The following is a 23,703-nucleotide window of genomic DNA, read 5'->3' on the forward strand; positions in this document are numbered from 1 at the left end:
TAGAGTGGATTGCATGTAGGCAGGTCCGGCCCTTTCGCGGGTGAACCCGCTCCCACAGGTACAGCACAGGGCTTGAAATTTGTGCGGTCCCTGTGGGAGCGGGCGAGCCCGCGAAGAGGCCGGACCTGCCAATAAAAATGAGTTTGGCCTACTCAGGCAGGAGAAAACCGTGAGCGAACAACCTTCATCCGGGCATTGGCAGTTGCAGAGCATCGTCACCGGCCTGCGCGCTGCCCGTGAACAATGGCGTACCCGCAATGGCCGCAGCATTGGCGAGCAGGGCGGGCGTGAGCTGCCTTCGCGCGAGGCGATGCGGCAGATTCTGGAGCAACTGTGCGGCGCACTGTTCCCCATGCGCCTTGGCCCGGTCGACCTGCGTGAAGAAAGCGAAGACTTCTACGTTGGCCATACGCTGGATGCCGCGCTGACTGCCTTGCTGGCCCAGGCCCGCCTGGAGCTGCGCTACGCCGCGCGGCAAAGCAAGGGCGAGCTGGCCGGCGTCGATGCCCATGCGCTGAGCCTGGTGCAGGGCTTCGCCGCCGCCCTGCCGGGCCTGCGCGTGCTGCTCGACACCGACGTGCTGGCCGCCTACCACGGCGACCCGGCGGCGCGCAGCGTCGATGAAGTGCTGCTGTGCTACCCGGGCATCCTGGCGATCATCCACCACCGCCTGGCGCACCACCTGTACCAGGCCGGCCTGCCGTTGCTGGCGCGGATCAGCTCGGAGCTGGCGCATTCGGCCACCGGGATCGACATTCACCCCGGGGCGCAGATCGGCCCGAGCTTCTTCATCGACCACGGTACCGGTGTGGTGATCGGCGAAACCGCGATCATCGGCGAGCGTGTGCGCATCTACCAGGCGGTGACCCTGGGTGCCAAGCGCTTCCCCAGCGATGAATCAGGCACGCTGCACAAGGGCCTGCCACGCCACCCGATCGTCGAGGACGATGTGGTGATCTATGCCGGGGCCACGGTGCTGGGGCGGATTACCATCGGCAAAGGCTCGACCATTGGCGGCAATGTGTGGCTGACCCGCAGTGTGCCGGCCGAGAGCAACATTACCCAGGCCAACCTGCAGCTGGATTGCCAGGACAAGAATTGATCTAGCATTTCTTTATCCTGTACTGGCCTCTTCGCGGGCTTGCCCGCTCCTACAGGGACCGCACAAATATTGAATCTTGTGCAGTATCTGTGGGAGCGGGCAAGCCCGCGAAGAGGCCAGTGCAGGAGGGCACCAATCAGCGCCCCAATTCGCATTGAAATCCGATCCATGTTTAACTTGAACGCTTGTTCAATGAAAAACGCTGGTCCGCTGCCGGTGTTCAACAGGAGGATTCCTTTGCTGAACCCGTTCATTCCGAACCTTACGTCATTCGACGAGGTGCACCCCCAATGAGTGCATCGACCTCTTCACTTGCCAACGGCAAGATCCGCATGAACCCCCCGGTGTTCTATTTCGCGGCAAGTTTCATCCTCATCTTCGGCCTGGTGGTCATTTCCTATCCGCAAGCAGCAGGCGACTGGTTGCTGGCGGCGCAGAACTGGGCGGCCAATACGGTCGGCTGGTACTACATGCTGGCGATGACGCTGTACCTGGTCTTCGTGGTGGTCACCGCCTTGTCCGGCTACGGCAAGATCAAGCTCGGTGCCGACCACGACGAGCCCGAGTTCAGCTACCTGTCGTGGGCCGGCATGCTGTTCGCCGCCGGCATCAGCATCACCTTGTTCTTCTTCTGCGTTTCCGAACCCTTGACCCACATGCTGCAGCCGCCCCAGGGCGAAGCGGGCACGGCCGAGGCCGGGCGCCAGGCGATGCAGATCCTGTTCCTGCACTGGGGCCTGCATGGCTGGGGCGTGTTCGCCTTCGTCGGCATGGCCCTGGCCTACTTCGCCTACCGGCACAACCTGCCGCTGGCCTTGCGTTCGGCGTTGTACCCGCTGATCGGCAAGCGCATCAACGGGCCGATCGGTTATGCGGTGGACGGTTTCGGCATCATCGCCACGGTGTTCGGCCTGGGTGCCGACATGGGCTTTGGCGTGCTGCACCTGAACGCCGGCCTCGACTACCTGTTCGGCATCGACCACAGCCAGTGGGTGCAGGTACTGCTCATCACCCTGATGATGGGCGCGGCGGTGGCCGTGGCCGTCGCCGGGGTGGAGAAGGGCGTGCGGGTGATGAGCGACATCAACCTGTTCCTGGCCTGCGCGCTGTTACTGTTCGTGTTGTTCGCCGGGCCTACCCAGCACCTGTTCAACACGCTGATCCAGAACCTCGGCGACTACCTGGGGGCCTTGCCGCGCAAGAGCTTCGACGTCTATGCCTACGGCGAGAACCGCGACTGGCTGGGCGGCTGGACGGTGTTCTACTGGGCCTGGTGGATTGCCTGGGCGCCGTTCGTGGGCCTGTTCATCGCCCGCATTTCCCGTGGCCGCACCATCCGCGAGTTCGTCTTTGGCGTGCTGTTGATTCCGCTGGGCTTCACCTTGGCGTGGATGTCGATCTTCGGCAACAGCGCCCTGGACCAGGTCATCAACCACGGCATGACCGCGCTGGGCCAGTCGGCGCTGGATAACCCGTCGATGAGCCTGTACCTGCTGCTGGAGACCTACCCCTGGAGCAAGACGGTGATCGCCGTGACGGTGTTCATCAGTTTCGTGTTCTTCGTCACCTCGGCCGACTCGGGCACCGTGGTGCTGTCGACCTTGTCGGCCAAGGGTGGTGACACCGACGAGGACGGGCCGAACTGGCTGCGCATCTTCTGGGGCGCGATGACGGCGCTGATCACCAGTGCGTTGTTGTTCGCCGGCAGCATCGATTCGCTGAAGTCGGCGGTGGTGCTGACCTCGTTGCCATTCTCGCTGATCTTGCTGTGCATGATGTGGGGACTGCACAAGGCGTTCTACCTGGAGTCGCAACGGCAGATCGCGCAGATGCATTCGCTGGCCCCGTTCGCCCAGTCACGCCGCGGCCGTGGTGGCTGGCGCCAGCGCCTGAGCCAGGCGGTGCACTTCCCGTCGCGTGATGAGGTGTACCGCTTCATGGACGACGTGGTACGACCGGCGATTGCCGATGTGCGTGAGGTGTTCGAGCAGAAGGGGTTGGTGCTGATTACCCAGGACGACCCGAGCCACGACAACGTCAGCTTGAAGATTGGCCATGGCGAGGAACAGCCGTTCATTTACCAGGTGCAGATGCGTGGTTACTTCACGCCATCGTTCGCCTTGGGTGGTCTGGGTACGCAGGAGTTGAAGAACCGCCGGTACTACCGGGCGGAGGTGCACCTGAGCGAAGGCAGCCAGAACTATGACCTGGTGGGCTACAGCAAGGAGCAGATCATCAACGACATCCTCGACCAGTACGAACGGCACATGCAGTACCTGCATCTGGTCCGCTAGATCGCTGGGGCCGCCTTGCGGCCCATTCGCAGCACAAGGCTGCTCCTACAAGGGATCGCGCTTCGCTGTAGGAGCAGCCTTGTGCTGCGAATGGAGGCCAAAGGCCTCCCAGTTTCAGAAGGGTGCATCTCCAAGAATGGTCGCCCGATGCATCACCCGCCGGTTCGGCCGGTAGTCATCCACGGCAAAATGCTGGGTCACGCGGTTGTCCCAGAAGGCCACGTCATTCTCCTGCCACCGCCAGCGAATGCTGAACTCCGGCCGCGTCGCATGGGCGAACAGCAGTTTCAGCAGCGCCTCGCTTTCCAGCTCGCTCAGCTCATTGATGCGCGTGGTAAACCCCTCATTGACGAACAACGCCTTGCGCCCGCTCACCGGATGCGTACGCACCACCGGGTGCGCCAGTGGCGGGTTGTTGCGCCGGGTGGCTTCCCAGCGCGCCAGGTCTTCCGGCGTGGTGCCAAAGCGCTCCAGCGGGAACGACTTGGTGAAGTCATGGGTGGCGGTCAGCCCGTCGAGCATCTCGCGCAGCGGCGCCGACAAGGCTTCGAAGGCTGCGATGCCGCTGGCCCACAGGGTGTCGCCACCGTAGGCCGGCAGCTGCTTGGCGCTGAGCACCGCGCCCAGGGCCGGGGTCGGCAGGAAGGTCACGTCGGTGTGCCATACGGCGTTGTCGCGCACGTCGGTAACCGCCGTGTCGAGGATCAGCACCTGCGGGGTTTCCGGCACATTGGGGTAGATCGGGTGGATGTGCAGGTCGCCGAAGCGGGCGGCAAAACGCGCCTGCTGCTGCGGGTTGATCGGCTGGTCGCGGAAGAACAGCACCTGGTGCTGCAGCAGCGCCTGCTCGATGGCGTCACGTTCTTCGGCGGTGATATCGCGGCTGATGTCCACGCCGCTGATCTGGGCGCCGAGCGCCGGGCTGAGGGGGGTGATGGTCAGGCTCATGTCGGTCTCTTCAATCAGGCGCCAGGCTGCTGGCGTGGTCAACAGGGTTCAGTGGCTCTGCCCGTGCCAAGGCACCAGTTTGCGTTGCAGGGCACGCAGGCTCATTTCCAGGGCGAAGGCGATCAGGGCGATCAGCAGAATGCCCAGCACCACCACATCGGTAACCAGGAACTGCGCCGCCGACTGCACCATGAAGCCCAGGCCGCTGGTGGCGGCGATCAGCTCGGCGGCCACCAGGGTCGACCAGCCGACCCCCAGGCCAATGCGGATGCCGGTGAGGATGTCGGGCAGGGCGCTGGGCAGGATCACGTGGCGGATCAGCTGGGCCTTGGTCGCGCCCAGCGATTGCGCGGCACGCAGCTTGGCCGGGTCGACCGTGCGCACGCCGGTAGCGGTGGCAATGGCGATGGGGGCAAAGATCGCCAGGTAGATCAGCAGCACTTTCGACAGCTCGCCGATGCCGCACCAGATGACGATCAGCGGCAGGTAGGCCAGCGGTGGGATCGGCCGGTAAAACTCGATCAGCGGGTCGAGAATGCCGCGGGCGACGCGGTTGTAGCCGATGGCGATGCCCACCGGGATGGCGGTGAAGGTGGCGGCCAGCAGGGCCACGCCGATGCGTCCCAGGCTGGCACCCAGGTGCTGCCACAGGCTGGCATCCATGTAGCCCTGGGTCAGCAGGGTCCCGGCCTTGCTCAGGATATCGGCGGGCGAGGGCAGGAACAGTGGCTCGATCCAGCCGGCCGCGGTCACCAGCCACCAGGCCAATAGCAGGCTGGCCAGGGTCAGGGTGCTGATCCAGCGAGTGGGCAGGGGGCGTCGCAGCGTGGCGGCTGGTCGGTGTTGGGCGTTGCGTTTGCCGGTGACCGGCAGGTCCAGGCTGCTCATGCGCGCTCCTGCAGGCTTTGACGTTGAGAGAACACCCGCGCCAGTACATGCTCGCGGGTTTCGATGAATGCGGGGTCGGATTTGATCGCCCGTGCCGATTCACCGGCTGCATAGCGTTGGCCGAAGTCCAGTTGCAGGCGCTCCACCACGCGCCCGGGGTTGGGCGCCAGCAGCACCAGCTCGCTGGCGAGGAACACGGCTTCTTCGATGTCGTGGGTAATCAGGAACACCGGCTTGGCGGTGCGCTGCCACACCTGCAGCAACAACTCCTGCATCTGCTCGCGGGTGAAGGCATCGAGTGCGCCAAACGGCTCGTCCATCAGCAGCACCCGTGGGTCGGCCGCCAACGCCCGGGCCAGGCCCACACGCTGTTTCTGGCCACCGGACAATTGCCAGATACGCCGCTCGCCAAACCCGTCGAGGTCGACCAGGGCCAGCATTTCGCGGGCCTTGGCTTCACGCTCGGCGCGTGGCACACCGGCCAGTTCCAGGCCAAAGGCGACGTTGCCCAGCACGTTCTGCCAAGGCAGCAGCGCATCGTCCTGAAACACCACGCCGCGCTCGGCGCCGGGGCCCTGCACGGGGACGCCGTCCAAAGTGATGCGCCCGCCGCTGGGGGCGACGAAGCCAGCGATCAGGTTGAGCAGCGAGGTCTTGCCGCTGCCGGAAGGCCCCAGGGCCACCAGCAGTTGGCGCGGCCCCAGGCTCAGGTTGATGTCGGCCAGTACCGGGGTTTCGGCACCGGGGTACTGTGCGCTGATGCGCTCCAGTTCGAGCAAGGCCATGGCAGGCTCCGGTCGGTTTCTACAGGCTTAGTTGGGGAGGTACTGGGCGCTGACGTACGGCGAGTAGTCCGGCAGCACCGCGTCGACCTTGCCTTGCTGCTTGAGGAAGGTGGCCGTGTCGGTCAGCGCCTGGGTGGTCGGCGCACCCAGTGCGTTGGCCTGGTCGGCGGCCAGCGGGTAGACGTTGCCCTGCAGCAGCACCGGGATGTCGGCAGGCTTGGCGCCCGACAGTTTGGCCAGCTTGCTCACGTTGTCGGGGTTGGCCAGCCAGGCTTGCGGGTTCTTGCGGTAGTCGGCGTAGGCATCGAGGGTGACCTTGGCAAAGGCCTTGACCACGTCGGGGTGCTTGGCGGCGAAGTCCTTGCGCACGATCCAGGCGTCGAAGGTCGGTGCGCCTTTCTTGGCCAGCTCGCCGGAGGTGATCAGCACCTTGCCGTTTTCCTTGGCCACGCCCAGGGCCGGGTCCCAGACATAGGTGGCGTCGATGTCGCCGCGCTTCCAGGCGGCAATGATCGCCGGCGGCGCCAGGTTGAGGATCTGCACCTTGGCCGGGTCGATGTTCCAGCTTTTCAGCGCGGCCAGCAGGCTGTAGTGGCCGGTGGAGACGAACGGCACGGCGACTTTCTTGCCGACCAGGTCTTGCGGCGTCTTGATGCTGTCGCGGGCAACCAGGGCTTCACCGGCGCCAATCTGCGTGGCGATCAGGAAGGTCTCGACTGGCAGCTTGCGGGTGGCGGCGGCGGCCAGCGGGCTGGAGCCCAGGTAGCCGATCTGCACATCGCCGCTGGCTACGGCAGTGATCACGTCGGCGCCGTTGTCGAATTTGCGCCAGTCGATGCTGGCCTTGCTGGCTTTTTCGTAGTCGCCATCGACCTGTGCCACCTTGGCCGGGTCGACAGTGGTCTGGTAAGCCACGGTCAGGTCGGCAGCCTGGGCCAACCAGCTGGCGCTGGCGAGGGTCAGGGCGGCGAACAGGCGCAGCGGAGCGTGCGGGATCATGGTGAACCTCTCGTCAGGCAATCGATGTGATGGATGGCGAGAAGGCTAAGTGATCTAAGAAAAGTAAAATAAATAACTTTTTTGCATTAGCTTAGGAGCCAATTGCTTTAACCGTGCCCCTGTGGGAGCGCGCATGCCCGCTCCCACATCGACCGCACAAAGGTTGCAACGTAGGTGATCTTGCGCAATGGCGAAATCACAGACGGCTGCTAGGCTTTTTCGTCCCTATAGAACGATACGGAATTAGGTTATGAGCAAACGTTTGCAAATAACCAATGGTTATTAGAGGCGAGCTGCTGCTAACGAATGGCAGTAACAGTTCCTAACATATTCCGTAAAAATCTTACCAATTCATAAAACGGTCATTTTGGATTTATAGGATTGTCATTATCCTGTAGCGCAGGTGGCGTCTTAGACCAAAGTCGCGAAACGTTTAGAAACGATTGACTTAACGGTCACGCTTTGGGACTAAATCGCCAATCCACGGTGAGCGGGGCAGCAGATCCCACCGCCAGAGATACACAAGAATTAGAACGTAGAGGAGCAAAATATGTACAAGTCCAGCCTGGCCCTGGCCGTGGCACTGGGGGTTCTCGCCCAACAAGCAGGCGCTGCCGGTTTCGTTGAAGACAGCAAACTGTCGCTCAGCTCGCGCACCATGTACTTCAACAACGACAACCGTGAAGACCACGCAAAACCTGGCGCAGAACGTCCAGATCAGCGTGAATCCGGCCAGGGCTTCAAGCTCGACTACCTCTCCGGTTTCACTGAAGGTACCGTTGGCTTTGGTGTTGATGCCCAAGCGCTGTGGGGTATTCACCTGGATGGTGGCGAGGGTTACCACAAGGGCGGTTTCTTCCCGGATGACGGCAAAGGCTCCGCAGCCCAGTGGGCTCGTTTCGGTGCCAACGCCAAGGCTCGCTTCTCGAAGACCGAAGCGCACTTCGGTAGCGCGCTCGCGCCGAACCTGCCGATCCTGGTCTCCAACGATGGTCGTCTGCTGCCGCAGACCTTCGAGGGTGGCACCATCACCTCGAAGGAAATCGACAACCTGACCATCAACGCCGGTCAGCTGACCCACGCCATGGGTCGTGCCTCGAGCAACCGTACCGGCTTGTCCGTTGCGGGCGCTACCGCTGAAAGCAACAAGTTCCGCTACGGCGGCCTGGACTACAAGCTCACTCCAGACCTGACCCTGCAGTACTACTACTCGAACCTGGAAGACTTCTACAAGCAGCACTTCCTGGGTGCTACCCACGTCTTCAAGATTGCTGACGACCAGTCGTTCAAGACCGACCTGCGCTACTTCGATAGCAGCAGCGACGGCAAGAACGGCAACGACAGCACCTACAACTTCAACAACAACGGTGGCTACGCCAAGAACACCGGCGAAATCGACAACAAAACCTGGTCCGCCATGTTCACCTATACCCTGGGTGGCCACGCGCTGATGCTCGGTCACCAGCAGGTTGGCGACGACGGTGGCTTCGTATGGCTGAACCAGGGCAGCCTGGTTAACGACAGCGGCACTTCGGAAGGTGCTGGTGGTTCCAGCTTCTACCTGTTCACCGACAGCATGATCAACCAGTTCGCCCGTGCTGGCGAGAACACCACCTTCGGTCAGTACTCCTACGACTTCGCGGCTCTGGGCGTTCCAGGCCTGAAGGCATCGCTGGCCTACCTGCGTGGTGACGATATCCGCAACAAGTCGGGCAACGGCACCTACAACGAGTGGGAACGTGACGCACGCGTCGACTACACCATTCAGCAAGGCACCTTCAAAGGCTTGGGCTTCAGCCTGCGTCAAGGCGTCTACCGTGGTAGCGGCGAGAGCAGCTCTGACCAGGATCAGGCCCGCTTCATCGTGAACTACACTTACGCCTTCATGTAAGTTCCAGCGTTACCGAAAGAGCCTCGCCTAGTGCGAGGCTTTTTTGTACCTGCAATTCTGTATGACCAATGGTTATAAATAAATCAGTATTTATTCTTTTTGTTTTTAATCGAATGCAGGCACATTGAACCCACACGGTACAGAACCCAGCACAGGAGCCGCAGCCCATGAGCCTTAAACTCGGCGATATCGCCCCCGATTTCGAACAGGATTCCAGCGAAGGCAAAATCCGCTTCCACGAGTGGCTGGGCAACAGCTGGGGGGTGTTGTTTTCCCACCCGGCCGACTTCACCCCGGTGTGCACCACCGAGCTGGGCCTCACCGCCAAGCTCAAGGACGATTTCGCCAAACGCGGGGTCAAGGCCATCGCCCTGTCGGTGGACCCGGTCGATTCGCACCACCGCTGGATCGATGACATCAACGAAACCCAGAACACCGTGGTCAACTTCCCGATCATTGCCGACGCCGACCGCAAGGTGTCCGACCTGTACGACCTGATCCACCCGAACGCCAGCGACACCCTGACCGTGCGCTCGCTGTTCGTCATCGACCCGAACAAGAAGGTGCGCCTGACCATCACCTACCCGGCCAGTACCGGGCGCAACTTCAACGAAATCCTGCGGGTGATCGACTCGCTGCAGCTGACCGACAACCACAAGGTCGCCACGCCAGGTAACTGGCAGGACGGAGACGACGTGGTGATCGTGCCCTCGCTGAAGGACGAGGAAGAGATCAGGCAGCGCTTCCCCAAAGGTTACCGGGCGGTCAAACCCTATCTGCGGCTTACTCCGCAGCCTAATCGCTAAAGGATTCCTCGTTGCATTGCTCTTAGCCAAGCAGGGATATTCGGGCCGTTTCGACGGCCCTTTTTTATGCCTGCTGAAACCGCATTGGCTTCTTCGCGGGCTTGCCCGCTCCTACAGGAATTGTGCAGGTCTCAGGTTTGCCACAAAACCTGTGGGAGCGGGCGTGCCCGCGAATGGGCCTGAAAGTAAAAAAACATAATGGAATAAACAAATGAAAAAATATGATTTCTAGATATATGTGGCGGCTGTTAATGTCACTCCCAACAGAACACAAGGAAGCGCTGCAATGCTGGTCGTCTCAATCGGTGGTAGCCCCAGTACCCGTTCACGCTCCGGCGTGCTGCTGGAGCGTTCGCGCCAGTGGCTGCAGGACCGTGGCGTCGAGGTAGTGACGTTCCAGGTGCGTGACTTTCCCGCCGAAGACCTGCTGCACGCCCGTTTCGACAGCCCGCAGGTGCAGCACTTCCAGCAGCTGGTGGCCCAGGCCGATGGCCTGATCGTCGCCACGCCGGTGTACAAGGCCTCGTTCGCCGGTGCCCTGAAAACCTTGCTCGACCTGCTGCCCGAACGCGCCCTGGCACACAAGATCGTGTTGCCGATCGCCACCGGCGGCAGCATCGCCCATATGCTGGCGGTGGATTACGCACTGAAACCCGTGCTGTCGGCACTCAAGGCGCAGGAGACCCTGCAAGGGATCTTCGCCGACGACAGCCAGGTCGCCTACGCAGAAGGCACCAGACCCGCGCAGCTGGTAGCAGCGCTGGAAGAACGCCTGCTCGACGCGCTGGAAACCTTCCACGTTGCCTTGGCCCGCCGGCCGCGCCCCGTGGCCCCAGGCGTATTGAACGAACGCCTGATCAGCGCTCGCTGGAGCATCTGACCGGCTCAACCCGCTTCACCACCTTACTCGCCCGACAACGAGGCAAGCAGGTGCAACCCGAACCCACTCGCACAGGAGAGCGCCATGCGCACAGTCTTCTTGCGTCGCGGTCTGGTCGCCCTGTTTGCGGCGGCTGTGTCCTTCGGCGCCATCACCCAAGCCCAGGCCGAGAGCCTGCGTATCGGTTACCAGAAATACGGCACTCTGGTGCTGCTCAAGGCCAAGGGCACGCTGGAAAAGCGCCTGGCCGAGCAGGGCGTGCAGGTGCAATGGACCGAGTTCCCCGGCGGCCCGCAGCTGCTTGAAGGGCTGAACGTCGGCTCCATCGATTTTGGCGTAACCGGCGAAACCCCACCGGTGTTCGCCCAGGCCGCCGGTGCCGACCTGCTGTACGTCGCCTATGAGCCGCCAGCGCCGCACAGCGAGGCGATCCTGGTGCCGAAGGGCTCGTCGATCCAGTCGGTCAAAGACCTCAAGGGCAAGAAAGTCGCCCTCAACAAAGGCTCCAACGTTCACTACCTGCTGGTTCGCGCCCTGGAAGACGCGGGCCTGAAATACAGCGACATCCAGCCGGTGTACCTGCCCCCGGCCGATGCCCGCGCCGCCTTCGAGCGTGGCAGCGTGGATGCCTGGGTGATCTGGGACCCGTACCAGGCTGCCGCCGAGAAACAGCTGCAGGCTCAAACCCTGCGCGACGGCAAGGGCCTGGTCGACAACCATCAGTTCTACCTGGCCACCCGCAACTACGCGACCCAGCACCCGGCGGTGATCAACACCCTGATCGAAGAAGTGCGCGCCGTGGGTGAATGGTCCCGGGCCAACCCGCAGGAAGTAACCGACCAGGTCGCGCCGCTGCTCGGCCTGCCCACCGACATCACCCTGACCTCGGTCAAGCGCCAGGGCTACGGTGCCGCGCCGCTCACCGCCGACGTGGTGGCCGCGCAGCAGAAGATTGCCGACACGTTCCAGGCGCTGAAGCTGATTCCCAAGCCGCTGAGCATCAAGGACGTGATCTGGACACCCCCGGCCAAGGTCGCCAGTGCGCCTTGATTGATTTGCCTACGCCGGGGCGCCGCCCTGGCTGAGCCCCCCTTGAGGAGACAACTCCAATGAGCCTTAACATTTTCTGGTTCCTCCCTACCCATGGTGACGGCAAGTACCTGGGCACTTCCGAGGGCGCCCGCGCCGTCGACCACGGCTACCTGCAGCAGATCGCCCAGGCAGCCGACCGGCTCGGCTTTGGTGGTGTGCTGATCCCTACCGGGCGTTCCTGCGAGGACTCCTGGCTGGTCGCGGCATCGCTGATCCCGGTGACCCAGCGCCTGAAGTTCCTGGTCGCCCTGCGCCCCGGGATCATTTCGCCGACCGTGGCGGCACGCCAGGCGGCAACCCTTGATCGCCTGTCCAACGGCCGCGCGCTGTTCAACCTGGTCACCGGTGGCGACCCGGACGAGTTGGCCGGTGACGGCCTGCACCTGAACCATCAGGAACGCTATGAAGCCTCTGTGGAGTTCACCCGTATCTGGCGCAAGGTGCTCGAAGGCGAGGTGGTCGACTACGACGGCAAGCACATCCAGGTGAAGGGCGCCAAACTGCTCTACCCGCCGATCCAGCAACCACGCCCGCCACTGTATTTCGGCGGTTCCTCCGAAGCTGCGCAGGACTTGGCCGCCGAGCAGGTCGAGCTGTACCTGACCTGGGGCGAGCCGCCGAGTGCGGTCGCCGAAAAAATTGCCCAGGTGCGTGAGAAAGCCGCCGCCCAGGGCCGCGAAGTGCGCTTTGGCATCCGCCTGCACGTGATCGTGCGGGAAACCAACGAAGAGGCCTGGGCCGCTGCCGACAAGCTGATCTCGCACCTGGACGACGACACCATCGCTCGCGCCCAGGCCTCGCTCGCGCGCTTCGACTCGGTCGGCCAGCAACGCATGGCCGCCCTGCACAACGGCAACCGTGACAAGCTGGAAGTCAGTCCCAACCTGTGGGCCGGTGTCGGCCTGGTACGTGGCGGTGCCGGTACCGCACTGGTCGGCGATGGCCCGACCGTGGCGGCACGGGTCAAGGAATACGCCGAGCTGGGCATCGATACCTTCATCTTCTCCGGTTACCCGCACCTTGAAGAGTCGTACCGGGTGGCCGAGCTGCTGTTCCCGCACCTGGATGTGCAACGCCCGGAGCAAGCCAAGACCGGCGGGTATGTGAGCCCGTTTGGCGAAATGGTGGCCAACGACATCCTGCCCAAGTCCGTCGCGCAGAGCTGAGGGCCAGGCCATGAGTCGTGCAACTTCCAACAACCTTGGTCAGCTCCTGGCGCCATGGGCGCTGCCGGTACTGCTGCTGGCCGCCTGGCAGCTGGCGGTCAGCGCCGGTTGGCTGTCGACGCGCATCCTGCCGGCGCCCAGCGCCGTGGTCAGCGCCGGCGTGGAGCTGGTGCGCAGTGGCGAGATCTGGACCCACCTGGCCATCAGTGGCTGGCGTGCCGGGCTGGGCTTTGTCATCGGTGGCAGCATCGGCCTGGTGCTGGGCTTCATCACCGGCCTGTCGAACTGGGGTGAACGCCTGCTCGACAGCTCGGTGCAGATGATCCGTAACGTGCCACACCTGGCGCTGATCCCGCTGGTGATCCTGTGGTTCGGTATCGACGAGTCGGCAAAGATCTTCCTGGTCGCGCTGGGCACGCTGTTCCCGATCTACCTGAACACCTACCACGGCATCCGCAACGTTGACCCGGCGCTGGTGGAAATGGCGCGCAGCTACGGCCTGTCCGGCTTCGGGCTGTTCCGCCAGGTGATCCTGCCCGGGGCACTGCCATCGATCCTGGTCGGCGTGCGGTTTGCCCTGGGTTTCATGTGGCTGACCCTGATCGTTGCCGAAACCATCTCGGCCAACGCCGGCATTGGTTACCTGGCAATGAACGCCCGCGAATTCCTGCAGACCGACGTGGTGGTGCTGGCCATCGTCCTGTATGCCGTGCTCGGCAAGCTTGCCGACCTCGCCGCCCGCGGCCTGGAGCGTGTGTGGCTGCGCTGGCACCCGGCCTACCAAGTGGCCAGGAAGGAGGGCGCATGACTGTGCTCAAGGAACAGCCGCCACGCCTGCTGCGTGGCATCCCGCTGGCGTCCAGCGGCCTGCGCAAGACCTTTGGCCAGCGCGAAGTGCTCAAGGGCATCGAGCTGCACATTCCGGCCGGCCAGTTTGTCGCCATCGTCGGCCGCAGTGGCTGCGGCAAGAGCACCTTGCTGCGCCTGCTGGCTGGTCTCGACCAGCCCACTGCAGGCCAGTTGCTGGCCGGAGCTGCGCCGCTGGAACAGGCCCGCGAAGAGACCCGCCTGATGTTCCAGGACGCGCGCCTGCTGCCGTGGAAGAAAGTGATCGACAACGTTGGCCTGGGCCTGTCTGGCGACTGGCGCCCGCGTGCGCTGGAAGCTTTGGAGTCGGTTGGCCTGGCCGACCGCGCCAATGAATGGCCGGCGGCACTCTCGGGTGGCCAGAAGCAGCGCGTCGCCTTGGCCCGGGCGCTGATCCACCAGCCGCGCCTGCTGCTGCTGGACGAGCCGCTCGGGGCGCTGGATGCATTGACCCGTATCGAGATGCAGCAACTGATCGAACGCCTGTGGCGTCAGCACGGTTTCACCGTGTTGCTGGTTACCCACGATGTCAGCGAGGCAGTCGCCGTGGCTGACCGGGTGATTCTGATCGAGGACGGCGAGGTCGGGCTCGACCTCACTGTCGACCTGGCACGGCCCCGGGCGCGCGGTTCGCACCGCCTGGCCGCGCTGGAAAGCGAAGTGCTCAACCGTGTTCTGTCGGCCCCGGGCGCTGCGCCCGAGCCGGATCCTGTAGCCCCTTTGCCCACGCAGTTGCGTTGGGCGCACTGAATGACTCACTCACCAAACTGAAGCCATAGAGAAGGAATCAAATCATGACCATCAAAGCCATCAACGTTCGCAACCAGTTCAAAGGCACCGTGAAGGAAATCCTCGAAGGCCCGGTACTGTCGGAAATCGACGTGCAGACTGCCTCGGGCATCGTCACTTCGGTCATCACCACCCGTTCCGTGCGTGAGCTGGAATTGCAGGTGGGGAGTGAAGTGATTGCTTTCGTGAAATCGACTGAAGTGTCTATTGCCAAGCTGTGATGGGTGTGGGCCATGGGGCTGCTTTACAGCCCTTCGCGGGCACGCCCGCTCCCACAGGTACTGCGCAGGTTTCAGGTTTTGCGCGGACCCTGTGGGAGCGGGCGTGCCCGCGAAGGGCCGCACAGCGGCCCCAATGATCTCAGCTGGAACGCTTGGCCAGAAACGGCGGCAGATACAACCCCAGGTACGCCTCGAACACCCGCTTGCCTTCCTCGGCCATGCGCGGGGTGATCGCCTCATGCAGCTGCACCGACCGCGCATACACCCGGTCGCTCAATTCCATGGCCAGGGCAAACACATCCACATCCACCGGCACCACCGGCAGATGAAAGTGCTGGTCAAACAACTTGTGCATCAAGTCGCCCAGCTCCATGTCGTGCTGCCGATCGGCCTGCACCACTTCGCTCAGCCCATGCTGGGCCAGGATCAGCTGCCGCGCTGCGGCATCCTCGTTGTAGATATCCAGCATGCGCTGCTCGATCAGCCGTGACAGTTCGTGCCAGGTGTTGAACGCATTGCTGTCGATCGGCGCGCTCAGCGCTTCACGGAAGGCCCGGTGCACATCGGCCGTCAACGCCTCCAGCAGCGCCGGCACGCTGGCGAAGAAGTGGTACACCGAAGACGGTGGAATCTGCGCGCGCTCGGCCACGCTGTAGATCGACAGGCCCGCCACCCCCAGTTCGGCCAGCAACTCGCGTGCAGCCGCCAGGATCGCCTCGATCCTGGCCTGGCTGCTGGCGCGCGGTTTGCGCGGGGTGGCAGTGCGGGTCATCAGTTGCTGATCGCCAGGATGCTGGCCTGGTAGGCGCCGACGAACAGGTCGAAGTCGCCGACTTCCTGCTGCTCCAGGCGCGACTGTTCGGCCAGCGAGTCGCGGGCGAGGGTTTCGAAGGCCTGCTGGCGCTCGGCGGGCAGTGGTTGCTCGCGGAAGGTTTCGGCGTGGATACGGCTCTGGCGCAGGGCGAACTTGACGAAGCTTTCGTCATGCTCGGTCATGCGTGCCAGCACTTGTGCCGATGGGGTCAGCGAGGCGTCGTCGACCTTGGCCTGCTGGGCATCCAGGGCCTTGCCGTGTTCTGCACCGCCCTGCGCCTGGTCCAGCAGCTCGGCCAGTGGCCGGATGCGCTCGATCAGCTCGCTGGCCCAGTCCTTAAGGCCGATCGGCTGGCCATTGCGGCGCAGTTCGAGGCCCGGGCGACGGCCTTCCTTGACCACGGTCAGGAAGTTGTTGGTGCACTGGCCGCATTCGCCGTTGTCCAGTTGCGGGCTGTCTTCCAGCGCGCAGAACAGCAGGAACGCGTCGAGGAAGCGCGCTTCGGTCAGGTCGATGCCTACCGGCAGGAATGGGTTGATGTCCAGGCATCGCACTTCCACATACTGCACGCCGCGCGAGGTCAGGGCCTGGATCGGCCGCTCGCCGGTGTAGGTGACGCGCTTGGGGCGGATGTTCGAGTAGTACTCGTTTTCGATCTGCAGGATGTTGGTGTTCAGCTGTACCCACTCGCCGTCCACGTGCGTGCCGACTTCAACGTAGGGCGGGTAGGGCGTACCCACCGCCTTGCGCAGGCTGTCGGTGTAGCTGGCCAGGTTGTTGTAGCACGGCGTCAGGCCAGCCTGGGCGTTGCTCTGGTAGCCCAGGTCGCTCATGCGCAGGCTGGTGGCGTAGGGCAGGTACAGGGTTTCGGCATCCAGCTCTTCGAGCTGGTGCGGGCGGCCACGCAGGAAGCCTTTGTCCAGGGCCGGCGAGGCGCCGAACAGGTACATCAGCAGCCAGCTGTAACGGCGGAAATTGCGGATCAGCGCGATATAGGCCGACGACTGGTAGTCGCGGTCGCTCTCGCTGCCGCCTTCGGCAGCGCGCAGCAGTGGCCACAGCGCTTCGGGCAGCGAGAAGTTGTAATGGATACCGGCGATGCACTGCATGGTGCGGCCGTAGCGCAGGGCCAGGCCCTTGCGGTAGACGTGCTTGAGCTTGCCGATGTTCGAGCTGCCGTACTCGGCGATCGGGATGTCCTCCTCGGCCGGCAGCGTGCAGGGCATCGACGGGCTCCACAGGTATTCGTCGCCCAGCTTGCTGTAGACGAAACGGTGGGTCTCTTCGAGGCTTTCCAGCACCTTGGCCGGGTCGGGCAGGGCCGGGGTGATGAACTCCAGCAGCGACTCGGAATAATCGGTGGTGATCTGCTCGTTGGTCAGCGCCGATCCCAAGGCTTGCGGATGCGGGGTCTGGGCCAGGCGACCTTCGTCGGTCACGCGCAGGCATTCGCGCTCAATACCGTGCAGGCACTGCTTGAGCAGGGGGAGATTGGCGCCGAGCAGGCTCAGGCGGCGGTTGAGGAGGTCGCTCAAGATGTATTCCTTCACGCGTCAGTCGCCCCAATATGGGGGTAGAGATAACGGTCTACAAGGGTAGGAAGAAAGGAACTGGCGTTGTCGCCTGGTTAACGCGGATCCAGCAGTGCCAGCGCACTGCTGAAAATACCGCAGATACTGCTTGGTGAGCTAGAGAACCGCGAAGGTTCCTTGCGCTTTCGCCACCAGCTTGTCGCCCTGGACTACGTCGGCGTCGACTACCAGGGTGCGCCGCCCGGCATGAAGCACACGGGCGGTGCACAGCACCTCGCCGTCACTGACGGCGCGCATGTAGTTGATCTTGCACTCGATGGTGACGCTTTGCTGGTCGAAGCCATGGCTGGCCGAGCAGGCCAGGCCCATGGCGATGTCCACCAGGCTGAAGATCGCCCCGCCATGCAGCTTCTGGCCACGGTTGCGCAAGTGTGGCTCAAGCGCCAGGGCTACTTCGGCAACACCTGTTTCCAGGCGTTGCAGGCGGCAGCCGAGGAGCTGGCTGAAGGCGCTTTCGACGTATTCGCGTGGAACGTCCATCACTTCTTCTTCAGCTGCTTGGCGTTGGCGAACAGGGCGGCCATGGCGTTGTTGGCCGGGGCCGCAGTGGCGGTTTCGCGCTGGCGCGGCGCCTGCTGCTGGCGGTTGCCGCCATTGCCACGGTTACCACCGCGGTTGCCGTCGACCTTCTCGCCCGGGGTGTCACTCATGCGCATGGACAGGCCGACGCGCTTGCGCGGGATGTCCACTTCCATGACCTTGACCTTGACCACGTCGCCGGCCTTGACCGCTTCACGCGGGTCCTTGACGAACTTCTCCGACAGCGCCGAGATGTGCACCAGGCCGTCCTGGTGCACGCCGATGTCGACGAAGGCGCCGAAGTTGGTGACGTTGGTCACCACGCCTTCGAGGATCATGCCCGGCTCCAGGTCCTTGAGGTCTTCGACGCCGTCCTGGAAGGTGGCGGTCTTGAACTCGGGGCGTGGGTCGCGGCCAGGCTTGTCCAGTTCCTGCAGGATGTCGGTGACGGTCGGCAGGCCGAAGGTTTCGTCGGTGAATTTCTTCGGGTCCAGGCGCTTGAGGAAACTGCTGTCGCCGATCAGCGAGCGGATGTCGCGGTCGGTGTCGGCGGCAATGCGCTGCACCAGCGGGTAGGCCTCGGGGTGCACTGCGGAGGCGTCCAGCGGGTTGTCGCCGTTCATCACGCGCAGGAAGCCGGCGGCCTGTTCGAAGGTTTTCTCGCCCAGGCGGCTGACCTTTTTCAGCGCTGCACGGGTGGCGAACGGGCCGTTGGCATCGCGGTGGGCGACGATGTTCTGCGCCAGGGTGGCGTTAAGGCCGGAGATGCGCGTCAGCAGCGCCACCGAGGCGGTGTTGACATCCACGCCCACGGCGTTCACGCAGTCCTCGACCACGGCGTCCAGGCCGCGCGCCAGTTTCAGCTGGGACACGTCGTGCTGGTATTGGCCGACACCGATGGATTTCGGGTCGATTTTCACCAGCTCGGCCAGCGGGTCCTGCAGGCGGCGGGCAATCGACACGGCGCCACGGATCGACACGTCCAGGTCCGGGAATTCGCGGGCAGCCAGTTCCGATGCGGAATACACCGAAGCGCCGGCCTCGGAGACCATGACCTTGGTGATCTTCAGCGCTGGATACTTTTTGACCAGTTCTGCCACCAGCTTGTCGCTTTCGCGGCTGGCGGTGCCGTTGCCGATGGCGATCAGCTCCACCGAGTGCTTGGCGCACAGTGCGGCCATGATGGAAATGGTGCGGTCCCAGTCGTTCTTCGGCGCGTGCGGGTAGACCGTGGTGTGGTCCAGCAGCTTGCCGGTGGCATCGACCACGGCGATCTTGCAGCCGGTGCGCAGGCCCGGGTCGAAGCCCAGGGTGGCGCGCGGGCCGGCCGGGGCGGCCAGCAGCAGGTCGTGCAGGTTGTGGGCGAACACGTTGATCGCCTCGCCTTCGGCGTTGTCGCGCAGCTCGCCGAACAGGTCGGTTTCCAGGTGGGTGTACAGCTTGACCTTCCAGGTCCAGCGCACCACTTCGCCGAGCCACTTGTCGGCCGGGCGGTTGCGGTTCTCGATGCCGACGTGGTTGCCGATCATCAGCTCGCACGGGTGCAGGGTGCCGGGCAGTTCTTCGCCAACTTTCAGCGAGGCGCTCAGCACGCCTTCGTTGCGCCCGCGAAAAATGGCCAGGGCGCGGTGCGACGGGGCGTTGCGCAGCAGTTCGTCATGGGCGAAGTAGTCGCGGAACTTGGCGCCTTCTTCTTCCTTGCCAGGCACGACGCGGGCGCTGAGCACCGACTCCTGCTTGAGGAAGCTGCGCAGCTTGTCGAGCAGGGCGGCGTCTTCGGCGAAGCGCTCCATGAGGATGTACTTGGCGCCTTCCAGCGCGGCCTTGATGTCGGCCACGCCTTTGTCGGCGTTGACGAAGCGCGCGGCTTCGCTTTCCGGGGCCAGGTCGGGGTTGTTGAACAGGCCGTCGGCCAGCTCGCCGAGGCCGGCTTCCAGGGCGATCTGGCCCTTGGTGCGGCGCTTCTGCTTGTACGGCAGGTACAGGTCTTCGAGGCGGGTCTTGGTGTCGGCCAGCTTGATCTCGCGGGCCAGTTCCGGGGTCAGCTTGCCCTGTTCCTCGATGCTGGCCAGGATGCTGGCGCGGCGCTCGTCGAGTTCGCGCAGGTAGCGCAGGCGCTCTTCCAGATGGCGCAGCTGGGTGTCGTCCAGGCTACCGGTCACTTCCTTGCGGTAGCGGGCGATGAAGGGCACGGTCGAGCCTTCGTCCAACAGGCCCACGGCCGCCTCGACCTGCTGGGGGCGTACGCCCAGTTCCTCGGCGATACGGCTGTTGATGCTGTCCATGTAAACCACCTGACATTTGTGAATACGGGGGTCGCCTGTGGGCCTGTCGCCCGGCGGCGCTGGATGAAAGCCGCGCATTATACCCATCGCAAACGGCTTGCGGTGATGGCGCCCGGCCAGCCGGAACTGGCGCCGGGGGAAAAATCTGCTAACAATGCTCACGCAACGTGCAGCAATGGCTACGCCATAATGCGCGGCGATATCAGAGGAGTTATTCATGACCGGCACGCCAAACACCGCTGAAGGTGACAAGATTCTCATCGTCGACGACGACCCGGGGCTGAGCAGCCTGCTGGAACGTTTCTTCACCAGCAAGGGCTACCGTGCCCGCGCGGTGCCCAACACCGAGCAGATGGACCGCCTGCTGCAGCGTGAAGTGTTCAACCTGGTGGTGCTCGACCTGATGCTGCCCGGCGAAGATGGCCTGTCGGCGTGCAAGCGCCTGCGCCAGCAGAACAACCAGATCCCGATCATCATGCTTACCGCCAAGGGCGACGAGCTCAGCCGTATCAAGGGCCTGGAGCTGGGCGCCGACGACTACCTGGGCAAGCCGTTCAACCCGGACGAGCTGATGGCCAGGGTCAAGGCCGTGCTGCGCCGTCAGGCACCGAGCGTGCCGGGTGCGCCTGGTAGCGAAGACGAGTCGGTCACCTTCGGCGACTATGAGCTGTCGCTGGCCACCCGTGAACTCAAGCGTGGCGACGAAGTGCACATGCTCACCACCGGCGAGTTCGCTGTGCTCAAGGCACTGGTGATGCACGCACGCGAGCCGCTGACCCGCGACAAGCTGATGAACCTGGCCCGTGGCCGCGAGTGGGATGCGCTGGAACGCTCCATCGACGTGCAGATCTCGCGTCTGCGCCGCATGATCGAGCCGGACCCGTCCAAGCCGCGTTATATCCAGACCGTCTGGGGCGTGGGCTACGTGTTCGTGCCGGACGGAAACGCCGGTAAATGATGCCGCGCCGTCGATGAAAACACCGCTCTGGTTTCCGCAAAGTTTCTTCGCCCGCACCCTGTGGCTGGTGTTGATCGTCGTCCTGTTCTCCAAGGCCTTGACCCTGGTCTACCTGTTGATGAACGAGGACGTGCTGGTCGACCGTCAGTACAGCCACGGTGTGGCGCTGACCCTGCGCGCCTATTGGGCGGCCGACGAAGAAAACCGCGACAAGATCGCCGAAGCGGCTGGCCTTATCCGGGTCACCGGCTCGGGGGTGCCCGAGGGTGAGCAGCACTGGCCCTACAGCGAAATATACCAACGGCAGATGCAGGCCGAGTTGGGCGAAGACACCGAGGTACGGCTGCGCATTCATGCGCCGCCGGCGTTGTGGGTCAATGCACCAAGCCTGGGCCCGGGTTGGTTGAAGGTACCACTGTACCCGCACCCGCTGCGTGGGCAGAAGATCTGGAACGTGCTGGGTTGGTTCCTGGCCATCGGCCTGTTGTCCACCGCCTCGGCCTGGATATTCGTGCGCCAGCTGAACCAGCCGCTCAAGCGCCTGGTGTTCGCCGCCCGCCAGCTGGGCCAGGGGCGCAGCGTGCGCCTGCCGATCAGCGACACGCCCAGTGAGATGACCGAGGTGTACAAGGCCTTCAACCAGATGGCCGAGGATGTCGAGCAGGCCGGGCGTGAGCGTGAGCTGATGCTGGCCGGGGTTTCCCATGACCTGCGTACACCGCTGACGCGCCTGCGCCTGTCGCTGTCGTTGTTGAACAGCGACAGCGAACTGAGTGACGACATGGTCCGTGATATCGAGGACATGGACGCGATCCTCGACCAGTTCCTGGCCTTTATCCGCGATGGCCGAGACGAGCCGGTGGAGGAGGTGGACCTGGCCGACCTGGTGCGCGAGGTGGTGGCGCCGTACAACCAGCCGGAAGAACGGGTGCGGCTGTGCCTGGAGCCGATTCCACCGTTCCCGCTGCGCCGGGTTTCGCTCAAGCGCATGTTGGGCAACCTGATCGGCAACGCCCTGCACCACGCCGGCAAGGGGGTCGAGGTGGCCGCCTATGTGTCGGGCGACGAGAGTGCGCCGTATGTAGTGCTGAGCGTGCTGGACCGCGGGACGGGGATCGACGAGTCGGAGCTAGAGACCATCTTCAACCCGTTCATTCGTGGCGACCGGGCGCGCGGCGGCAAGGGCACCGGGCTGGGGCTGGCGATCGTCAAGCGGATCGCGGCGCAGCATGGCGGGAATGTGGAATTGCGCAATCGGTCCGGTGGCGGGATCGAGGCGCGGGTGAGGCTGCCGCTGGGGTTGTTGCTGCCGCGAAATGCCGTGTGATTGCCTGGGCCGCTTTGCGGCCCATTCGCAGCACAAGGCTGCTCCTACAGGGGGACGCGATCTCTTGTAGGAGCAGCCTTGTGCTGCGAATGGGCTGCAAAGCAGCCCCAGGATTTCAGCCCTTACCCTTGGTCCTGGTCTGGTTAGGCCCGCCGTTCTTCTCCAGGTGCTCGATGATCATGCCGGCCACGTTCTTGCCGGTGGTCACTTCGATACCTTCCAGCCCCGGCGACGAGTTCACCTCCATCACCAATGGCCCATGGTTGGAGCGCAGGATATCCACACCCGCCACACTCAAGCCCATCACCTTGGCCGCGCGAATGGCGGTCATGCGTTCTTCCGGGGTGATCTTGATCAGGCTGGCCACCCCGCCGCGGTGCAAATTGGAACGGAATTCCCCCGGCTTGGCCTGGCGCTTCATCGACGCGATGACTTTGTCGCCGACCACGAAGCAGCGGATGTCCGCGCCACCCGCTTCCTTGATGTATTCCTGCACCATGATGTTCTGCTTCAGCCCCATGAACGCCTCGATCACCGATTCGGCGGCCTTGGTGGTTTCGCACAGCACCACGCCGATGCCCTGGGTGCCTTCCAGCACCTTGATCACCAGCGGGGCGCCGTTGACCATCTGGATAAGGTCGGGGATGTCGTCCGGCGAGTGGGCGAAGCCGGTAATCGGCAGGCCGATGCCACGCCGCGACAGCAGTTGCAGCGAACGCAGCTTGTCGCGGGAGCGGGCAATCGCTACCGACTCGTTGAGCGGATACACGCCCATCATCTCGAACTGGCGCAGCACCGCGCAGCCATAGAAGGTTACCGAGGCACCAATGCGCGGGATCACCGCGTCGAAGCCTTCCAGCGGCTTGCCGCGGTAGTGGATCTGCGGCTTGTGGCTGGCAATGTTCATGTAGGCCCGCAGGGTATCGATCACCACCATTTCGTGGCCCCGCTGGGTACCGGCTTCGACCAGGCGGCGGGTGGAATACAGACGCGGATTGCGCGACAGCACAGCGATCTTCATGCAGCACCTGTTACAGGGGAAAGGGTGGCCGGGAAGGCCGGTTTGTCTTGGACGTACTTCAGGCCAGGGTTGACCACCAGCTGGCCATGGATCAGGGCCTTGGAGCCCAGCAACAGGCGGTAACGCATGTTCTTGCGGCAGGCCAGGGTGAACTCCACCTCCCACACACCATCGCCCAGGGCCAGTGACGTGCGGATGACATAGCGGGTCTGGGCCTGGCCGTTGGAGCTCTTGATGGTTTTCATGGTCACCAGCGGTGCTTCGCAGCGGCGGTGGCGCAACTGCACCACCGAGCCCAGGTGTGCAGTGAAGCGGACCCAGGGCTGGCCGTCGCGCTCGAACGGCTCCACCTCGGTGGCGTGCAGGCTGGAGGTGCTGGCGCCGGTGTCGATCTTGGCGCGCAGCCCGGCCACGCCAAGGTCGGGCAGGGCGACCCACTCGCGCAGGCCGATCACAGTC

The 23,703-nt window shown here is 63.8% G+C and carries 21 protein-coding genes and 1 pseudogene; 12 read left to right on the forward strand and 10 right to left on the reverse strand.

The window, feature by feature from the left end:
• The first annotated feature begins 169 nt into the window (after nt 1-169).
• Entirely contained in the window at nt 170-1,102 is a 933-nt protein-coding gene (gene epsC / locus A4C63_RS21210; RefSeq protein WP_063914447.1) for a serine O-acetyltransferase EpsC, read from the forward strand.
• Nucleotides 1,103-1,434: 332 nt separating this feature from the next.
• Nucleotides 1,435-3,396 carry a choline transporter BetT gene (betT, locus tag A4C63_RS21215; RefSeq protein WP_218186509.1) on the forward strand — a complete coding sequence of 654 codons (1,962 nt, stop codon included), beginning with the start codon at nt 1,435-1,437 and terminating at the stop codon, nt 3,394-3,396.
• Nucleotides 3,397-3,510: 114 nt separating this feature from the next.
• Here the strand turns inward: betT and tauD are convergent, their stop codons facing one another.
• Genes tauD through tauA form a run of 4 tightly spaced genes read right to left on the reverse strand, consistent with a single transcriptional unit; the run spans nt 3,511 to nt 7,016 of the window.
• Nucleotides 3,511-4,344, reverse strand: coding sequence for a taurine dioxygenase (tauD, locus tag A4C63_RS21220; protein ID WP_063914606.1), 834 nt, complete (start codon nt 4,342-4,344; stop codon nt 3,511-3,513).
• 48 nt (nt 4,345-4,392) lie between these two features.
• Nucleotides 4,393-5,232: a taurine ABC transporter permease TauC gene (gene tauC / locus A4C63_RS21225; RefSeq protein WP_063914449.1), complete on the reverse strand. Its 840-nt coding sequence runs from the start codon at nt 5,230-5,232 to the stop codon at nt 4,393-4,395.
• Complete coding sequence (gene tauB, locus A4C63_RS21230) at nt 5,229-6,017, reverse strand: taurine ABC transporter ATP-binding subunit (RefSeq protein WP_023660883.1); 789 nt, start codon at nt 6,015-6,017, stop codon at nt 5,229-5,231. Before tauB ends, tauC begins: the two co-directional genes overlap by 4 nt.
• A 27-nt stretch (nt 6,018-6,044) precedes the next feature.
• Nucleotides 6,045-7,016, reverse strand: coding sequence for a taurine ABC transporter substrate-binding protein (gene tauA, locus A4C63_RS21235; protein WP_063914450.1), 972 nt, complete (start codon nt 7,014-7,016; stop codon nt 6,045-6,047).
• A gap of 550 nt (nt 7,017-7,566) precedes the next feature.
• On the opposite strand from tauA, the gene A4C63_RS21240 reads away from it, so the two are divergent.
• The 8 genes and pseudogenes from A4C63_RS21240 (at nt 7,567) to A4C63_RS21275 (ending at nt 14,728) form a co-directional block, all read left to right on the forward strand.
• Nucleotides 7,567-8,907, forward strand: coding sequence for an OprD family porin (locus tag A4C63_RS21240; RefSeq protein WP_063914451.1), 1,341 nt, complete (start codon nt 7,567-7,569; stop codon nt 8,905-8,907).
• A gap of 167 nt (nt 8,908-9,074) precedes the next feature.
• Entirely contained in the window at nt 9,075-9,713 is a 639-nt protein-coding gene (locus A4C63_RS21245; protein WP_015268594.1) for a peroxiredoxin, read from the forward strand.
• A 286-nt stretch (nt 9,714-9,999) separates the two neighbouring features.
• Nucleotides 10,000-10,593 (forward strand): NADPH-dependent FMN reductase, encoded by a 594-nt coding sequence (ssuE, locus tag A4C63_RS21250; RefSeq protein ID WP_063914452.1) that lies wholly within the window; start codon nt 10,000-10,002, stop codon nt 10,591-10,593.
• A gap of 84 nt (nt 10,594-10,677) precedes the next feature.
• A complete protein-coding gene (locus A4C63_RS21255) occupies nt 10,678-11,643 on the forward strand; it encodes a sulfonate ABC transporter substrate-binding protein (RefSeq protein ID WP_063914453.1) in 966 nt (321 codons plus the stop codon).
• A 59-nt stretch (nt 11,644-11,702) separates the two neighbouring features.
• A complete protein-coding gene (gene ssuD, locus A4C63_RS21260; protein ID WP_063914454.1) occupies nt 11,703-12,851 on the forward strand; it encodes an FMNH2-dependent alkanesulfonate monooxygenase in 1,149 nt (382 codons plus the stop codon).
• A gap of 10 nt (nt 12,852-12,861) precedes the next feature.
• The gene (gene ssuC, locus A4C63_RS21265) at nt 12,862-13,659 is read left to right on the forward strand and encodes an aliphatic sulfonate ABC transporter permease SsuC (protein ID WP_063914455.1); all 798 of its coding nucleotides are present in this window, start codon (nt 12,862-12,864) and stop codon (nt 13,657-13,659) included.
• Nucleotides 13,604-14,468, forward strand: a pseudogene (gene ssuB / locus A4C63_RS21270) (aliphatic sulfonates ABC transporter ATP-binding protein). Before ssuC ends, ssuB begins: the two are co-directional and overlap by 56 nt.
• Before the next feature lie 44 nt (nt 14,469-14,512).
• The gene (locus tag A4C63_RS21275; protein ID WP_003255829.1) at nt 14,513-14,728 is read left to right on the forward strand and encodes a molybdopterin-binding protein; all 216 of its coding nucleotides are present in this window, start codon (nt 14,513-14,515) and stop codon (nt 14,726-14,728) included.
• A 139-nt stretch (nt 14,729-14,867) separates the two neighbouring features.
• Here the strand turns inward: A4C63_RS21275 and A4C63_RS21280 are convergent, their stop codons facing one another.
• From A4C63_RS21280 to A4C63_RS21295, 4 genes are all read right to left on the reverse strand, one after another.
• Nucleotides 14,868-15,500 (reverse strand): TetR/AcrR family transcriptional regulator, encoded by a 633-nt coding sequence (locus tag A4C63_RS21280; protein ID WP_063914456.1) that lies wholly within the window; start codon nt 15,498-15,500, stop codon nt 14,868-14,870.
• Nucleotides 15,500-17,077, reverse strand: coding sequence for a glutamate--cysteine ligase (gene gshA, locus A4C63_RS21285; protein WP_172827544.1), 1,578 nt, complete (start codon nt 17,075-17,077; stop codon nt 15,500-15,502). Before gshA ends, A4C63_RS21280 begins: the two co-directional genes overlap by 1 nt.
• Nucleotides 17,078-17,230: 153 nt before the next feature.
• Nucleotides 17,231-17,614: a PaaI family thioesterase gene (locus A4C63_RS21290; protein WP_003257433.1), complete on the reverse strand. Its 384-nt coding sequence runs from the start codon at nt 17,612-17,614 to the stop codon at nt 17,231-17,233.
• Nucleotides 17,614-19,938 (reverse strand): Tex family protein, encoded by a 2,325-nt coding sequence (locus A4C63_RS21295; protein WP_063914458.1) that lies wholly within the window; start codon nt 19,936-19,938, stop codon nt 17,614-17,616. Before A4C63_RS21295 ends, A4C63_RS21290 begins: the two co-directional genes overlap by 1 nt.
• Nucleotides 19,939-20,155: 217 nt before the next feature.
• Between A4C63_RS21295 and ompR the strand changes: the two genes are divergently transcribed.
• Complete coding sequence (gene ompR, locus A4C63_RS21300) at nt 20,156-20,896, forward strand: two-component system response regulator OmpR (protein ID WP_012270052.1); 741 nt, start codon at nt 20,156-20,158, stop codon at nt 20,894-20,896.
• Between the two features lie 13 nt (nt 20,897-20,909).
• Nucleotides 20,910-22,223, forward strand: a complete 1,314-nt coding sequence (locus A4C63_RS21305) for an ATP-binding protein (protein ID WP_063914459.1) — start codon at nt 20,910-20,912, stop codon at nt 22,221-22,223.
• Between the two features lie 115 nt (nt 22,224-22,338).
• Here the strand turns inward: A4C63_RS21305 and rimK are convergent, their stop codons facing one another.
• Nucleotides 22,339-23,244 carry a 30S ribosomal protein S6--L-glutamate ligase gene (gene rimK / locus A4C63_RS21310; protein WP_015268602.1) on the reverse strand — a complete coding sequence of 302 codons (906 nt, stop codon included), beginning with the start codon at nt 23,242-23,244 and terminating at the stop codon, nt 22,339-22,341.
• Entirely contained in the window at nt 23,241-23,690 is a 450-nt protein-coding gene (locus A4C63_RS21315) for an ATP-dependent zinc protease (RefSeq protein ID WP_170931083.1), read from the reverse strand. The genes rimK and A4C63_RS21315 overlap by 4 nt, the downstream gene beginning before the upstream one ends.
• Between the last annotated feature and the right edge of the window lie 13 nt (nt 23,691-23,703).

This window comes from Pseudomonas sp. p21 (assembly GCF_001642705.1).
Lineage (GTDB): Bacteria > Pseudomonadota > Gammaproteobacteria > Pseudomonadales > Pseudomonadaceae > Aquipseudomonas.